Annotated in this window: 14 protein-coding genes; 7 read left to right on the top strand and 7 right to left on the bottom strand. The window is 68.7% G+C overall.

Features of this window, described 5'->3' with window-relative positions; genetic code table 11:
* The first annotated feature begins 146 nt into the window (after positions 1-146).
* On the top strand, positions 147-515 hold the full coding sequence (locus AB0395_RS09690; RefSeq protein WP_366278716.1) for a hypothetical protein: 369 nt from the start codon (positions 147-149) through the stop codon (positions 513-515).
* A gap of 252 nt (positions 516-767) precedes the next feature.
* Positions 768-2687 carry a potassium transporter TrkA gene (locus AB0395_RS09685; protein WP_366278715.1) on the top strand — a complete coding sequence of 640 codons (1920 nt, stop codon included), beginning with the start codon at positions 768-770 and terminating at the stop codon, positions 2685-2687.
* A gap of 262 nt (positions 2688-2949) precedes the next feature.
* Here the strand turns inward: AB0395_RS09685 and AB0395_RS09680 are convergent, their stop codons facing one another.
* From AB0395_RS09680 to AB0395_RS09660, 5 genes are all read right to left on the bottom strand, one after another.
* Complete coding sequence (locus AB0395_RS09680; RefSeq protein WP_366278714.1) at positions 2950-3180, bottom strand: DUF2277 domain-containing protein; 231 nt, start codon at positions 3178-3180, stop codon at positions 2950-2952.
* A gap of 358 nt (positions 3181-3538) precedes the next feature.
* A complete protein-coding gene (locus AB0395_RS09675; protein ID WP_366278713.1) occupies positions 3539-5347 on the bottom strand; it encodes an ABC transporter ATP-binding protein in 1809 nt (602 codons plus the stop codon).
* Complete coding sequence (locus tag AB0395_RS09670) at positions 5344-6201, bottom strand: ABC transporter permease (RefSeq protein WP_366278712.1); 858 nt, start codon at positions 6199-6201, stop codon at positions 5344-5346. Before AB0395_RS09670 ends, AB0395_RS09675 begins: the two co-directional genes overlap by 4 nt.
* Positions 6198-7145 (bottom strand): ABC transporter permease, encoded by a 948-nt coding sequence (locus AB0395_RS09665; RefSeq protein WP_366278710.1) that lies wholly within the window; start codon positions 7143-7145, stop codon positions 6198-6200. The genes AB0395_RS09670 and AB0395_RS09665 overlap by 4 nt, the downstream gene beginning before the upstream one ends.
* On the bottom strand, positions 7142-7765 hold the full coding sequence (locus tag AB0395_RS09660) for a TetR family transcriptional regulator (protein ID WP_366278708.1): 624 nt from the start codon (positions 7763-7765) through the stop codon (positions 7142-7144). The genes AB0395_RS09665 and AB0395_RS09660 overlap by 4 nt, the downstream gene beginning before the upstream one ends.
* Before the next feature lie 103 nt (positions 7766-7868).
* On the opposite strand from AB0395_RS09660, the gene AB0395_RS09655 reads away from it, so the two are divergent.
* The 5 genes from AB0395_RS09655 (at position 7869) to AB0395_RS09635 (ending at position 13679) form a co-directional block, all read left to right on the top strand.
* Positions 7869-9524, top strand: a complete 1656-nt coding sequence (locus tag AB0395_RS09655; protein ID WP_366278706.1) for an ABC transporter substrate-binding protein — start codon at positions 7869-7871, stop codon at positions 9522-9524.
* 2 nt (positions 9525-9526) lie between these two features.
* A complete protein-coding gene (locus tag AB0395_RS09650) occupies positions 9527-10816 on the top strand; it encodes a M14 family zinc carboxypeptidase (protein WP_366278704.1) in 1290 nt (429 codons plus the stop codon).
* A 141-nt stretch (positions 10817-10957) separates the two neighbouring features.
* Complete coding sequence (locus AB0395_RS09645; protein WP_366278702.1) at positions 10958-11935, top strand: LysR substrate-binding domain-containing protein; 978 nt, start codon at positions 10958-10960, stop codon at positions 11933-11935.
* A 45-nt stretch (positions 11936-11980) separates the two neighbouring features.
* Positions 11981-12997, top strand: a complete 1017-nt coding sequence (gene speB / locus AB0395_RS09640; RefSeq protein ID WP_366278701.1) for an agmatinase — start codon at positions 11981-11983, stop codon at positions 12995-12997.
* Positions 12998-13166: 169 nt separating this feature from the next.
* A complete protein-coding gene (locus tag AB0395_RS09635; RefSeq protein ID WP_366278699.1) occupies positions 13167-13679 on the top strand; it encodes an RICIN domain-containing protein in 513 nt (170 codons plus the stop codon).
* 289 nt (positions 13680-13968) lie between these two features.
* Here AB0395_RS09635 and AB0395_RS09630 read toward each other — a convergent pair whose 3' ends face one another.
* A complete protein-coding gene (locus tag AB0395_RS09630; protein WP_366278925.1) occupies positions 13969-15042 on the bottom strand; it encodes a helix-turn-helix domain-containing protein in 1074 nt (357 codons plus the stop codon).
* Positions 15043-15051: 9 nt separating this feature from the next.
* On the bottom strand, positions 15052-15330 hold a 279-nt coding region (locus tag AB0395_RS09625; protein WP_366278698.1), incomplete at its 5' end, for a hypothetical protein.

Raw genomic sequence — 15330 nt, 5'->3', positions numbered from 1 at the left:
AGTGAGCCGCCCCCTGGGCGGCGGCAGGCCGTTCGGGCCGCTCCGCGCAAGTCGCCACGCAGCCACAAAACCCAGACTGGACACCTTAGGTAATGACTTGTTTACTTTCAGTGACCACAACAACACCTTCCGACCCAGGAGAGAGCATGCGCCACAACAAGCTCACGACTGTCGCCCTGGCCACCCTCGTCGGTTGCGCGGGCCTGACGGCGGTGACCGCCGCCCCGGCCACGGCCTCGATCCCCGCGGCCCCCGCCCCCGCCGTCGCCGACTTCGGCGGCTACCAGCTCGTCAAGCTGCCCAACGCCAACGTGCCCAACTTCACCCGCCGCACGGTCAGGTGCCCCGCAGGCAAGCACGCCGTCGGCGGCGGCGCCGAGGCCCAGGGCAACAAGGCCATCCTGGTCGGCTCCTTCCCCACCGACGACGGCACCGGCTGGATCGGCCTCGGCCGCCAGGACGGCTACAACGACGTCGGCATCAGCGTCTACGTGATCTGCGCCAACGTCACCTGATCACTCCCCGCTCCCACTCCGGCCGGACCTCGCGAGGTCCGGCCGCCCCTTTTCCCGAGGCACGGCACCGTTTCCCGAGACCCAGCACCGCCGCTTCCCGAGACACAGCACCGCCGCTTCCCGAGACACAGCACCGCCGCGTCAGCCGGGAGCACCAGGCTCCCCTCCGCCTTCCGCTTCCGCCGACATCAAGCCATAATCACTTTCGGTGTCCACAAAGTCACCTAACGTCAGGCACTGGAGGGCTCACCATTGAGGCGCCTGCGCTACCGCTTCGACAATCTCATCGCCCAGGGAACCTGGGCGATGATCGGCCTGCTCGCCGTCACGGCGCTCGCCATGTCGGTCATCGGGGCGACGGCCATCCTCACCCTCGCCCCGGGCACCGTCGATCTGCCGTCCGCGCTCTGGTCGGGCCTGATGCGCACGATGTCGCCGGTGATGGTGACCAGGGACAGCGGCTCACCCGTCTTCCTGGGGAGCATGCTGGTGCTCGCCTTGACCGGAATCGTGATCTTCAGCACGCTCATCGGGCTGATCAAGACCGGACTCGACCACAAGCTCGCCAGCCTGCGCAAGGGCCGGTCGCTGGTCGTCGAGCGTGACCACACCGTCGTGCTCGGCTGGTCGGAGCAGGTCTTCCTGATTCTGTCCGAGCTCGCCGCCGCCGGCCCCGGCGGCGGCGGGACGACCTGCGTGGCGATCCTCGCCGACAGGGACAGGATCTCCATGGAGGAGGCCATCAGGGACAGGGTCGACCTCCCCCGCCGCCTGCGTGTCGTGTGCAGGACCGGGAGTCCAACGGATCCGGTGGACGTGGCCATCGTCAGCCCCGGACGGGCGCGGGCGGTCATCGTGCTCGGCTCGGAGGACTCCGACTCGGACGCGAGAACCATCAAGAGCCTTCTCGCCCTCGACGCCGCCGGAGTGCTGCCGAGGGTCCAGTTGGTCGCGGGCATCCGCGATCCGGACAACCTCATCGCGGCACGCCTGGCGGGCGGGGGCAACGCGTTGATCGTCGACGTCGACGAGGTCTCCGCGCGGGTCATGGTCCAGACCTGCCTGCACGCCGGCCTCTCGATGGTCTACAACGACCTGCTCGGCTTCGGGGGCGACGAGATCTGCTTCCGTCCTCCCGGGGACCTCGTCGGAGAAAGCTTCGGCGATGCCCTGCCCATCCTGGAGAACTGCTCCCTCATCGGCTTGGAACGAGAGGGGAAGACCCTGCTCAACCCCTCGGGGGAGACCAGGATAGACGCGAGCGACCGACTCATCCTGATCATGGACGACGGCGCGGCGAAGCCGCTCCGCACCTCGACCGAGGTCGACGACGGCGCGATCGTCGCCGGCGGTGAGCACGACCCTGTGGCCCGCCGTGTCCTGGTCCTCGGCTGGAACGACTGCGGTGCCGCGATCGTCACCGAGTTCGATCACTACATGCCGCCGGGCTCGCAGGTGAAGGTCGTCGCGAAAGACCCCCGGATGACGTCCTGGGTCGACGCCCTTTCGAGCAGGGTCGGCCGCCTGACCCTCACCTGCGAGACCGGGGACATCACCCGGTACGGCACCCTCGAGGCGCTGGACATCGGAGCCTACGATCACGTCCTGATCCTGGCTGACGACCGGCTCAGCCCGCACGTGGCCGACTCGCGCACGTTCCTCACCCTCCTGCACGTCAGAGAGATGAGCAGAAGCAACGGATGGCGGCACAGCCTGGTGACCGAGATCGCGAAAGACTGCGACCGGCGTCTCGTCGAGGTCACCGAGGTCGACGACTTCATCGTCAGCTCGAAGGTCACCAGCCTGCTGATGATCCAGATCGCCGAGAACCCCCGGCGCCACAACGTGTTCGCCGACCTGTTCGACTCCGGAGGCCAGGAGGTCTACATCAGGCCCGCCGGTGACTACGTGCGGCTGTCGGCCCCGGTCGACTACGCGACCGTGGTGGCCGCAGCCGGGGCATACGGCGAGGTCGCGATCGGCTATCGCAGAGAGGGCACGGGCCGGGACGGCGACGACAACGGCATCACCCTGAACCCGCCCAAGAGCAGAAGACTGACCTTCGAGCCGGATGACGCCGTGATCGTGCTCGCCGGTGGCGACCCGCACCCGGGGGCCGACAACCGCTCGTCGGCGCCCCAGGGAAAGGCACTGACCCGCGAAAGCGCATGAGACGTGTGCCGGATCTTTCCGTCCGTCCCAGTCACCCGTCGTCCCCTGCCCCGAGGCCGGACAGAGCAGGTCCCGAGGCCAGGCGGAACACCCCGTGGCCTCCATGCCGTGACGCCCGTGACGCGGCGAATGGCGTGAAGCCGTACCCGGGGTCCGTCAGGTCCGCCGAGGGCGGGGCCGTCAAGAAGCAGGAGCCGAGCCGCCGGGAACCCGGGGCGCCAGGCCACCGGGGCGGGGAGGCCCGGGCTCACGTCTCCTTGGCTCAGGTCTGGGGGCGTTCCCGTGGGAGGTGCGTCAGCTGGAGGTCTCCGAGGAGCGTCTGCGTCGCGGCGGCGATGGCGTCCACGGCCCGCTCGAAGGCTTCGGCGTTACGCGCGGACGGGAGCCGGAAGCCGGAGACCTTGCGGACGTACTGGAGCGCGGCGGCTCGCACGTCCTCGTCGGTCACGTCGCTGGCGTAGGGCTCCCGAAGGGTTTTGATACTCCGGCACATGACAGGGACCATATTCCACCTCACCGACAAAAGCCCGGAGTAGCCGACGCGCTCGGAGCGGGAGCGTCTCACCGGACCGCCGTCCCGAGCGTGCCCGCGCCGACGCCCGGGTCTTCGGCGATCCCGCTCCGGGGAAAGGCAAGAACCCCGAGCCGGACACACCGGCCCGGGGTTCTTCCTATGTGCGCCGCCAGGGACTCGAACCCCGGACCCGCTGATTAAAGTTCGCGACCTATGCGTCGATTGAGAATCCTGAGCCGCGCCCGCCCGCCCCCCGCCTGGTTGCGTCTACGCAAACCAGCCTGGCGGGTACGGATACCACGTACACGGCCGAGGCGGACGGCGTGGAGATCGCGTGTCACATGCTCATACTCGTCGGACGGCGAGTCGGTTTCCAGCCGGGGGCGGGGACGCTGGCGCGCAGGGCTTTCGTGTACGGATGCTGGGGTCTGTCCAGCACGTCACCCGTGAGCCCGCTTTCGACGATGCGGCCCTGCCGCATGACGACGCAGGTCTCGGTGAGCTGCCGGACGACGGCCAGGTCGTGGCTGATGAGCACGTAGCTGACGCCGGTGGCCCGTCGGATGTCGTCGAGCAGGTTGAGGATCTGCGCCTGGATCGACACGTCCAAAGCCGAGACGGATTCGTCGAGAATCAGCACCTGGGGTTCCACCGCCAGCGCTCGGGCGATGGAGATCCGCTGCCGCTGTCCTCCGGACAGGCGGCGTGGGAATGCCCGTTGCTGCCGTTCGTCGATCCCCACCATGCCGGCCAGCTCGCGGATCCGTGCCGCGCGGGCGCCGCGATCCAGTTCGGGCCGGTGCAGGCGCAGCACCTCGTCGAGGCACGTCTGCGCGGACTGGCGCGGGTCGAGCGTGGAGTACGGGTCCTGGAACACGATCTGCAGTTCTCGTGCGCGTTCCCGGCGTTCGGCGAGCCGTACGGCGGGCTTGGAGCGGTCGCGGCCGCAGACCTCGATCGTCCCCGCGGCGGGTGCGGTCAGCCCGACCAGCATCCTGGCCACCGTCGTCTTGCCCGATCCGGACTCGCCAACGATCCCGATCGAGCCGCCGGACACGAGCGAGAACGAGACGTCGTCGACGGCTCGGTGGCCGTGGAAGTCCTTCGACAGTCCGGTAACACGCAGCACGGTGTCGCTGGAGGCGGTCAGCTGCTCGCGGGTAGCGGTCGTCGGCGTGGACGTGAAGGTGATCTCGCTGCTTCTCAGGCATCGCGTGGGGGCCGCGGAGGCCAGGTCGAGCGCCGGGTGCTCGTGGGCGCACCGGTCGATCGCGAAACCGCACCGATCGGAGAAGGCACAGCCTGGCGGAGCCTCGAACGCCGCCAGCGGTCGTCCCGGTACGGCACGCAGACGGGGAAGCACCCGCTCGAGGTCGGGGCGTGCGCCCAACAGCCCGGCCGAGTAGGGGTGCCGCGGTGCGCGCGGCAACCGATCGCTGGTGCCGACCTCGACGATCTCGCCGGCGTACATCACCGCGATGCGGTCGCTGATGACGGCGGCGAGTTCGAGGTCGTGGGTGATGAACAGCATGGCCATGCCGCGGTCGCGGCGCAGCTCGTCCAGGAGCGCCATCACTTCGGACTGGGTCGACACGTCCAGCGCCGTGGTCGGCTCGTCGGCGAGCAGCAGGCGCGGATCTCCGGCGAGCGCCGCGGCGATCATGATGCGTTGCAGCAGGCCGCCCGAGAGCTCGTGAGGGTATTGCCGCAGTCGCCTTCGGCCGTCGGAGATGCCGACGTCGTCGAGGAGCTTGATCATCTTCGACTCGGCGGCGGTACGACGGAGCCCGCCGGTGGTCGTCAGGCCTTCCACCAGGAAGTCTCCGACCGTCCGGATGGGGTTCATGTGAACGCGCGGGTCCTGGAAGATCATCGCGATCTTGCTGGCACGGTAGCGGCGCAGGGCCGCCTCGTCCAGGTTCAGCACGTCCTGGCCGTCGACCCTGATCGTTCCCGATACCGTGGCCTGGTGTGGGAGCAGCCGGGCGATCGATCGGGCGGTCATCGACTTGCCGGAGCCGGACTCGCCCACGAGGGCCACCGTCTCGCCCGTGGCCATCTCGAGGTTGAGGTCGCGCAGGACGAGTCGCCGCCCGCCGCCGACGGTGAGGCTGACGTTCAGGTCGTGGATCGTCAACAAAGTCATGCGGCCAACTCCTCAGCTCGGCGCAGCAGGCGATTTCCCACCAGGGAGAAGGAGCAGATCGCGGCGATCAGGCAGATCCCGGACGCGATCGACTCGCCGGGGTATCCGGCCAGGACTCCGGCCTGACCGGTCGACACCATGACGCCCCAGTCGGCCGAGGGCGGCTGCACGCCAAGCCCGAGGTAGGACAGCCCGGTCAGGTCGACCGTCGCCCAAGCCAGGGTGAGCGCGGCCTGGCCCATGACCATGGGCAGCACGTTGGGGACGACGTGCCGCACACAGATGCTCACCCCGGAAAGCCCCTGCGCGGTGAGCGCGTCGACGTAGTCCTTGCCGATCTCAGCCAGCGCGGCCGATCGCACGACGCGGGCGATGTACGGCACATAGGCCATCGCCAGAGCGATCACGAGGGCGAGGGGACCTGTTCCGAGCACGGCGACGGCGATGACGGCAAGCAGCAGCCCGGGGAAGGACAGGGCGGCGTCGAGGACACCGGCCAGGACGGTGTCGACCCACCCGCCCCGCCAGGCAGCGACCACCGCCACAGCCATCCCAAGCGTGGTGGCGAGCACGACGATGGCCAGCGGACCGAGAAAGCTGGATCGAGCACCGACGAGGAGCCGGGAAACGATGTCGCGGCCCTGTCCGTCGTATCCGAGCCAGTGGCTCGCGTCCGGTCCCCAGTACGCCTGCGACAGCTCGACCGCGTTGGGGTCGTGCGGGGCGAGCAGCGGCCCGAAGGTCGCCAGGAATGCGAACAGAACGACACCCGCGAGGGCGAGGTGGCCCGGCAGGTCCAGCCCGACGATGCGGGGAAGACGTCGCCGTGTTCCGTGGGTGCTGAGCGTGGTCATGAGGAGCTCCACTTGGCGCGAACCCGGGGGTCGAAGAGAGCCGCGAGCAGATCGACGAGCAGGTTGGTCAGCGCGAACACCACGAGCAGCACCATCGCGATGGCCTGCGCGACGGGGAAGTCCTTCTGCGTCACCGAGCTGATCAGCAACCCGCCGAGGCCGTTGAGCTGGAAGGCGGTCTCGACGATGGCGGTGCCGACGACCATGCCGGCCAACGAGAGCCCGGCCGCGGTCACGATCGGGACCAGGGAGTTGCGGAGCACATGCCTGCGCAGCACGTGCCGGCGTGGCAGGCCGCGGCCGAACGCCGTTTCGACGTGCTCTCGTCCCATCTCCTCGCGGATCGACGTCTGGACGACCGAGCCGACCACGGGCCACCAGCTCACCGAGAGCGCGATCGCGGGCAGCGCGAAATGGTGAAGGCGATCGACCGCCCCCGTGCCCTGGCCGAAGACGGGGAACCAGCCGAGGCCAACGGCGAACACCGAGATCAGGACGGTGGCGGCGACGAAGGCCGGGGTGGCGATGCTGACGCTCATCAGGGCTGAGACGCTGTCGTCGACCAGCCGGGAGCGGCGCTTGGCCAGCCCTCCGAGCAGCAGCCCCACCGCCACCACGATGAGGAAGGTCATCAGCACCAGCAGCGCGGTGGTCGGCGCCGCGGCTCGCAGCAGTTCCGAGACCGGTGCGTGCTGCTGGATGGACTCGCCGAAGTCACCGCTGAGCAGGCCACGAAGCCAGGAGAGGTACCGCTCGGCGAAGGGCTGGTCGAGGTGGTACTGCTCGGCCAGGGCGGCGCGCTGCCCCGGCGTGGACGGCCGGTTGCCCAGAAGGAAGTCGATGGGGCTGCCCGGCGCCAGCAGGATGCTGGCGAACACGGCCAGGCTCGCGGCGAAGAGCGTGGCCACGAAGATGCCGAGGCGCGACAGGACGAATCTGGTCATGATCCGGCCCGTTGCCGATCGGGTTCACGCACCCGGAGGCCATCGAACAGGCGGGTCAGGCCCGCGCGGGTCGCGCTCTCCAGGTAGTCGCCGTTCGGCGATATGACGGCGGACAGGAACAGGCCGTCGAGGGTTGAGGACAGGAACAGCGCCAGGTCGAGGTTCGGCTCGCCGCCCAGCGCCCGGATCGTGGCGTCGCACAGCGCGAACCCGCTCGCCTCCCAGGCTTCGAAGGCACTCCGGTCGAAATGTTGTCCTGCCAGTTCGAGTGTCAGCGCGAGGGTGGCGGTGGTCGTCACCTTCCGCAGGCCCGCACGGCTCATGACCTCGGCGACGAACAGTTCCACCAGCGCGGCGGGGTCGTCGCCGGTCTCCTCCACCTGGGCGCGCAGCCGGGTGAACGCCGCGGCCTCCTGGGTGGCGACGTCAGCCAGGGCACCCGTGATGAGCGCTTCCGTGCTGGAGAAGTAGTAGGTGATCAGCCCAGGGGCCGCTTTCGCCTGCCTGGCCACGCTGCGATGGGTGACGGCACGGACTCCCGCGTCCGCGATCACCTGCAAGGTCGCGTCAAGGATGCGGCGACGGGTCTGTTCCCCCTTGGGGTGCGTGTGGCTCGGCATGGCGGCCATTCAACCGAAAGTTGTACTTGTGTTCAAGAGTTTCTTGTGCAAATGTTCAATTCCTTCGCCGGTCTTCCCTTGCCTTGGACTCAGGAGGCACCCGATGTCTCATCCGCTTCGTCGACACCGACCGGCCAGACCCGTAGCAGTCGTCGTCGGCGCCGTCCTCGTGCTCACCAGTTGCGGGCGTCCGCACGACGACAAGCCCTCAGCCGCGCCAGGCGATCATCCGGTCACCGCGCCCGCGGCCACCCAGCGGGTCGAATCGGTCACCTGGAACCTCCCCGGGGAGCCCGCCAGCCTGGACCCCACCAAGGTCTTCAGCGGGACCGATCTGTGGGTGAGCTCCAACGTGTGCGAATCGCTGCTCGCGTTCACGCCCAGCGGTTCCCTGGAGCCGGGGCTGGCGGCATCGATCAGCACACCGGATCCCAGCACCTACGTCGTGCACCTGCGGCAGGGCGTCACCTTCAGCGATGGACATCCCCTGACCGCCGAGGACGTCGTCTTCAGCATCAAACGCGTGACCGACCCCGCCTCCGGGTCCTACTGGAGCCAGTTCGCCGCCCGGCTCGACAAGGTCGCCGTCACCGACGACCAGACGGTCACGATCACCTTGAAGCAGCCCGATGCCGTCTTCACCGGGATGCTCGCCACTCCGATGGGGCAGATCGTCAGGAAGGTGGCCGCCGAGAAGGCCGGAACGACGTTCGGCAGCGCCCGGGGCGGCATCGTGTGCACCGGCCCGTACACGGTGGCGTCGTGGAAGAAGGGCGACAGCATCACCCTGGCCGCCAACGACCGCTGGTGGGGCGCGAACCGGCGCCCGCTCCTGGCCCGGACGGTGAAGTTCACCTTCATCGCCGACGACAGCACCGTCGCCTCCGCCCTCGCCAACGGCGACGTGGACGGGACCTTCGCCGTCCCGGGCGGCGCCGCCTTGACCAAGCTGACGAACACGGCGAGCGGGAAACTCCACCTCGGGCCATCGACCGCCCAGACCGCCCTGGTGCCCACCCGGCTCACCGGCACCGGTCCACTGGCCAATCCCCTGGTGCGCGAGGCGCTGTCGTCCTCCATCGACTACTCCGGCATCATCTCCACGATCTTCGGCCCCACCGCGAAGCCCCTGCGCGCCATCGTGCCGCCCGGCGCGTTCAGCTACGCGACCGCCACCTTCCAGCAGGCCTACGACGCGCTGCCCGAACGCCGGCGCGACATCGCCGCCGCCAGGCGGCTCCTCGCCCAGGCGGGCACGCCCCATCCGGCCATGACGCTGGCCGTCCCGTCGAGCGTGGCCGACCTCGTGCGCGTCGGCGAGGCGATCCAGAGCAACGCCAAGGAGGCGGGCTTCACCATCACGATCAAATCGATGCCCGACGCGGACTTCTACCCGCTCTTCTCCAGCGCCGACGCCCGCGCCAAGGTCGACGCGTTCATCACCGACTGGTTCGCCGACATCCCCGATCCTCTCGAGCTCTACGAGCAGATCGGGACGCCGGGGTCGGCCGCCGACTTCGGCGGATACGACGACAAGAAGGTCGCCGCACTCCTCGACCAGGCCAGATCGACCCCCGACGCCGAGCAGCGCGCCCAGCTCATCGTCCAGGCCCAGCAGGCCATCACGCGCGACAATGTGTGGCTTCCCATCGCCTACAGCCTTGGCACCATGTTCCTCAACAACCGCCTCGGCGGCGCGACCTCCGCCAGCCCCTACAGCTTCTACTCGCCCTGGCTCACGACGCTCGGAGGACGCTGACCATGGAGCGACTCAAGCAGTACCTCGGAAGGGTCCCGGACGCCTCCCGCTTCCCGACCCTTCCCGAGATCGAGGATCGGCTGCGGCGGATCCACGCGCGCCACCCGGAGACGACGGCGCTCAAGGTCATCGGCACCTCTCGCGGCGGGCGGCCGCTCACCATGCTGTCCGTGGGCGTGGGGGTTGCCCGGGGAGACCGGCACGCCGTGGTCACCGGCATGCCCCACCCCAACGAGCCCACCGGCACACTAGGGGCCCTGGCCCTCGGCGATCTCCTCGCCGCGGATCCGTCGCTGGTCGAGGAGCTGGGCCTGGTCTGGCACCTGGTGCCGTGCGTCGATCCCGACGGCGCGGCGCTCAACTACGGCTGGTACGGCGGCCCGTATACCCGTCGCCACTACGCCGAGCACATCTACCGGCCCCCGTTCCCCGAGCAGTACGAGTGGACCTTCCGCCGTCCCGACCTCGACCCGCCCGGCCTGGAGCCGATCCCCGAGTCCGCGGCCGTCGCCGCCGTCATCGACGAGCTACGGCCGACGTTACTGATCACCATGCACAACGGCGAGACCGGCGGCCTTTTCGCCTATGTCACCCATGATCTGCCCGGCCTGGTCGACGGGCTCGGCGAGACCGGCGAGGCGACCGGGTTGCCCATCCATGGGGGGCCACCCGAACTCGACGTCCACGTCCTGGGCCGAGGGCTCTTCCAGATGGCCGAGCCCGCGGGCGGCATGCTGTCGAGCACCGAGTACGCCCTGCCGTACGGCACCGTGGGCGTCGTCCAGGAGCCGCCGATGTGGATCCACCCCGCCATTGCCGACGACTCCCTCAGCGATCAGACCCTCCGGCAGGTACACGAGGCCGCCCAGGCGGCCAGGGCCGACCTGGCCGTCCGCATGGCGGGCTGGGTGGCCGTCATCCGGGCGCACCACGATCTCAACACCACTCGCGGCCGGGGAGTGCTGGAGCAACTGAGGTATGTCCAGCACCTGAACGCCGGTCCCGAGCCCAGCCTCGAGTCGGCCGACCAGCGGTGCACCGTGGGCTACGCACGGTCTGTGGCCGAGGACGTGCTGCTCGACACACTGCGCTGCGCGGGACATCTGGCAGCGCTTCTCCGGGACGAATCAAAGAGATCGCCGTTGAATCCGGAGGTCGCCGGCGTTCTAGGCCAGGTGTCGAACACCCTGGCGGCGTCGGCTGAGCAGGAGAGCGGACTCACCTTCGTCGGCCTCGGACCTGCCGTCCGTGCCCACGTCGGCATGGCGCTGACCACTGCGGCCCTGTTGTAACCGCTGGCCCGCGGGCGAGGCGCCGAGCTGTGAAAGGGAGCTCCGCGCCGAGCCGGGACCGTCGATGTCGTTCGTCTCCCACGACCCTGCCGTGGTCCGCTCTGTGGCCGGCACCATCGTGGTGATGCACCACGCGCGATCGTGGAGACTGGACCAACCGAGGAACTGGTCCGTGCGCCTTGTCATGACTACGGGCGCGCCATGCTTGAGGCGGTGCCCGACCGCATGATCGACCTGCGTCAGCTCCAGGTGTTGCGTGCCATAGCGGTGAACGGCTCCCTGGCGGGGGCGGCGCGGCAGCTTCAGTTCGGCCAGCCCACGATCAGCTACCACCTGGAGGCGCTGGAGTCCCACCTCGGTGCCCGGCTGGTCGAACGGAGCCCGGCAGGCGCCGTCCTGACCGACATCGGCGCGATGGTGCTGGAGCACGCGGCAGGAGTGCTCGACCGGATCGCGGTGGTGGAGTCGGATGTGCGGGCCCGTCTGGCCCACGGCTTGGCCACTCTACGCGTCGGCGCCTTCACCACTGCCGCCACGAAACTGCTCCCGCGCCCGCTGCGGCGGGCGACCGAGGACAGCGGGGTCCGGGTCGAATTAACCGAGGCCGAGCCCCTTGAGCTGCTCACACGGGTCAGAGCCAGGTCGCTGCACTGCGCGCTGATCTACGACGTCGCGGGGGCCACGCCGCGCTACGGATCGGATCTGTACGTGGAGAAGCTGTTCGACGATCCCTTCCGCCTGCTGCTGCCCGCGGACCGCGCCGCCGCCGGGCCCGTCGATCTCGGGCAGCTCGCCGACGAGGGCTGGATCATCTCCGCCGGCGGCTACGACCCCAGCGACCAGACGCTTTTCGCCACCTGCCAGTTGCTCGGGTTCCGCCCCCGCATCGTGCTCCGTACGGACAACTACAGCGTGATCCACGGATTCGTGGCCGCCGGCGGCATGGTCGCGCTGGTGCCCGAGCTCGCGCTGGAACAGGGACACGATGTCGTCGTCCGGGAGACGGCGCAGGAGGTGGGCGCGCGCAGCGTCCTGTTCGTCACCCCGGCGGGTCCGCAGCCGCCCCTCATCGAACGGCTTCGGGCGGAGCTCCATAGCCACTATGGAGCCAGTGCCTAGAACCAGGGCATTCCGGCTGTTTCGCCTGACTGCGAGGATGCCGACATGACTCGCTATGGCGCCATGTACGGCCCTGACCTCACGTTTCTCGGCGTGCCCTCCTGCGATCTCGACGAACCCGAAACCTGGAGCGATGCCCGGGTCGTCATCCTGGGGGCTCCATACGACGGCGGCACCTCCTACCGGGCGGGCGCCCGCTTCGGTCCAGGCGCCATCCGCCAGGCCTGCTACCTCGGGCATGACGGTATCCGGCCTTCTCTGGCCCTGGGCGTGGACGGCCTGCTGGACCTCAAGGTCAAGGATGCCGGGGATGTGGAGATGTTCAGCGGTGACGCGCACGGCGCCCATGCGGCCTTGGCACGCGCGGTGAACACCGTTTCGGCGGCCGGGAAGATTCCGCTCGTGCTGGGCGGTGATCACTCCATCGCCCTGCCGAACGTCACGGGCGTCGCCCGGGCGGTCGGCTGGGGCCGGGTCTCGATCATGCATTTCGACGCCCATGCCGACACCGGCGACAGTTCCTTCGGCTCGCTCATCGGCCACGGCCAGCCGATGCGCCGCCTCATCGAGTCCGGTGCCACCAGGGGTGACAGGTTTCTGCAGATCGGGCTGCGCGGCTACTGGCCCGGGCCGGAGACGCTCACCTGGATGGCCGGGCAGCGGATGCGCTCCTACGAGATGACCGAGGTCGTCGAGCGTGGCCTGAGCACTTGTCTCGACGAGGCCTCGCGAATCGCCGTCGATGATTGTGACGGCGTGTATCTGTCGATCGACGTCGACGTGGTCGATCCCGGCATGGCCCCGGGCACGGGAACCCCCGAGCCCGGGGGCCTGACATCACGCGAACTGCTGGACGCCGTACGACGGCTCGCCTACGAGCTGCCGATCGTCGGCGTCGAGGTGGTCGAGGTCGCTCCTGGCCACGACCACGCCGACATCACCGCCATGCTCGGCAGCCGGATCGTGCTGGAGGCGTTGTCAGGTCTGGCCCGCCGGCAGGCGGAGAAGAACGGCGAGCTGGAGCCATGGGATCGCAGCCGGCCATTGCTCGACCGCTACTGAGCCACGAAGGGGCGCCGCGCTGCCGATCCGGCTCTGCGGCCGGCCGGTCTCCTGCACGCATCGTTCAGAAGGACCGCACGCGATGCGCACACCCCGGAGCCGGTGAAATCTAGGCTTCCTCGCGGTGCTCAAACGTCGGCCGGATCACCGGCCCTTTTCTGGGGGATCCATGAACAAGAAGACGATTCGGCTACAGAGGTTCGGGGCGGTTGCAGGCATGGCAGCCCTGCTGATCGGCTTGCAGACATCGGCCGCCAGCGCTCGGGGCGGGTACTACTTCAAGAACCTCAACAGCCAGAAGACCCTGGAGATCGGCGGCTGGTCCACCGGCAACGGCGCGTCCGTGAACCAGTGGGACCTGCACGGCGGAGCGAACCAGGAGTGGACCGCCTACTCCTACACCACCGGCAAGTGGGACTACATCAAGAACATCAACAGCGGAAAGTGTCTGGAGATCGGCGGCTGGCGCACGGACAACGGTGCGCCGGCGAACCAGTGGGACTGCCATGGCGGAGCGAACCAGCAGTGGGAGCTCTACTACATCAGTGACTACGTGATGGTGATCAAGAATCGCAACAGCGGGAAGTGCCTGGAGATCGCCGGCGGGCGCAAGGACAACGGCGCGCCCGCACGCCAGTGGGATTGCCACGGCGGTCTGAACCAGCAGTGGGTCATGGAGTAGAGCGGTAACCTCAAGGAACGAGGGACTATTCCGCCTGCTCAGTGTCGATGTCCCGGACCAGGATGATTCCCGACCGGCCGACACGGCCCGGCCGGCTGGTCGGGCCTGAACGAGATGCCAGGTCATCGGCTTCCGGGCGGTCGCGGCCGGCGAGCCGGTCCAGGCGATGGTGCGGGCCGCGGCGGCGATCGCGGCCTCGCGCCGCCGGACGTGTCGGTGCCGGGAAAAGCCGCTGTTCAGAGCGGAGAACGAGCCTCGCCGGCCGACCGATCGGCCACCTGCCTGATGCTCATCCTGTCGCCACATTCACTGGTTCGCCCTTTAAGTGCGAGGTTCTCAGGCTGCACGGCCGGTGAGAGGGCGTTAAGGCTTGGTAGCGGTAGTCGTGGGGGGTGGTGCCGTAGGCGGTACGGAAGGCGCGACTGAAAGAAGAGGCATGGGGGAATCCCCAGCGGGCCGCGATCATCTGTACAGGTTGATCTCGCAGAGGTTCCGATGCGAGGTCGGCACGGCACCGTTCCAGGCGCCGCCTCCGGATCGACGCTGCGACCCCTTCGTCGTGGTGCTGGAACAGGACATAGAGGGCTCGCAGCGACAGGTGATGGCGGTCGGCGATGAGCCGTGGTGTGAGGTCGGGGTCGGCCAGATGATTGTCGATGAAGGTGTCGATACGCCGGAGCAGCGCGTGCGCGCGGGTCTCGGCCGAGGCCATCGTCGAGGCGTCGGACAGGTGAGCCAAATGTGAGGCGGCCAGGTCCACGGCGATCCGCCCCAGCTCGTCCAGACTCGACGGCGTGCAGTCAGGGCCGTTACCGGCAAGTGAGACCAGAAGATCCGAAAGGATCGCCGCGCTGCCCGCGCCGCCGGGTATCGGCCGGGCGAGCAGCGGGTCGATTCGCTGGGACGCCAATGGCATCTCGGCCTTCGGTATCTGCAGGACCACGACGTCGACGTTCCGGCCGTCCATTCCCGACCCGGACTCATACGGGCGCGAGGTGTCCCACAAAGTCATGCCGCCCGCGCCGAGCAGCGCTTCCCCGCTGTTCTGGGCGAACTGCACCGTCCCGGAAAGGACCAGCCCCAGCTGGTACTGCTCCGGATCGCCGACGTGGATCAGCCGCTGGGTGCGCCGTGACCGCAACGGCGAGTAGGTGAACCTCGACAGCTGGACCGGTCCTAAGTCCAGGACCGCGCCCTCGGCATAGAACCCGGACGGATCTCGCGGCATGAACACCGACGGCATCAGCGCCCGCGAGATCGTCTCGGCGAACCAGCCGAACCTGTCGGCCTCCGCAACCGCGTCCGTGCCCCCGCCCTGCCAGCCCACGACACCCCCCGATGCCAGCGCCCCGGCCCCCGCCATGGCGCGCAATCACACGGAAGAAAACCTACAAGATCCACAAACGAGACCAAAAATCATAGAAGCGATCATGTTGACGTTGACCCTGTGCTTGCCGAAGGTGATGCCTGTGCAGGTGGGCGACCAGTGAGGGCGTTGTCGGAATCCTGTGGTGATCATGACCGTTGCGACGCGGTCGGGTTGATCATTTCTGCCGGGGCGGCGGCGTTCGAGCGGACATCGGGCAGAAAACCACACGAACCAGGACGATTGAAACGCGAACAGCGCATCCCCTGTGATCAGGGGATGCGC

The sequence above is a fragment of the Streptosporangium sp. NPDC051023 genome (genome assembly GCF_040689595.1).
In the GTDB taxonomy this organism is placed as follows: domain Bacteria; phylum Actinomycetota; class Actinomycetes; order Streptosporangiales; family Streptosporangiaceae; genus Streptosporangium.
The sequence above is the reverse complement of the archived record's forward strand: the minus strand, read 5'-3'. Positions and strand labels throughout refer to the sequence as shown.

Bases quoted from the DNA above. Each gene is read 5' to 3' on its own strand.
- AB0395_RS09675 (WP_366278713.1), bottom strand. From the start codon at position 5,347: ATGACTTTGTTGACGATCCACGACCTGAACGTCAGCCTCACCGTCGGC.
- speB (WP_366278701.1), top strand. From the start codon at position 11,981: ATGACTCGCTATGGCGCCATGTACGGCCCTGACCTCACGTTTCTCGGC.
- AB0395_RS09650 (WP_366278704.1), top strand. From the start codon at position 9,527: ATGGAGCGACTCAAGCAGTACCTCGGAAGGGTCCCGGACGCCTCCCGC.
- AB0395_RS09635 (WP_366278699.1), top strand. From the start codon at position 13,167: ATGAACAAGAAGACGATTCGGCTACAGAGGTTCGGGGCGGTTGCAGGC.
- AB0395_RS09690 (WP_366278716.1), top strand. From the start codon at position 147: ATGCGCCACAACAAGCTCACGACTGTCGCCCTGGCCACCCTCGTCGGT.
- AB0395_RS09665 (WP_366278710.1), bottom strand. From the start codon at position 7,145: ATGACCAGATTCGTCCTGTCGCGCCTCGGCATCTTCGTGGCCACGCTC.
- AB0395_RS09670 (WP_366278712.1), bottom strand. From the start codon at position 6,201: ATGACCACGCTCAGCACCCACGGAACACGGCGACGTCTTCCCCGCATC.
- AB0395_RS09680 (WP_366278714.1), bottom strand. From the start codon at position 3,180: ATGTGCCGGAGTATCAAAACCCTTCGGGAGCCCTACGCCAGCGACGTG.
- AB0395_RS09655 (WP_366278706.1), top strand. From the start codon at position 7,869: ATGTCTCATCCGCTTCGTCGACACCGACCGGCCAGACCCGTAGCAGTC.
- AB0395_RS09630 (WP_366278925.1), bottom strand. From the start codon at position 15,042: ATGGCGGGGGCCGGGGCGCTGGCATCGGGGGGTGTCGTGGGCTGGCAG.
- AB0395_RS09660 (WP_366278708.1), bottom strand. From the start codon at position 7,765: ATGCCGAGCCACACGCACCCCAAGGGGGAACAGACCCGTCGCCGCATC.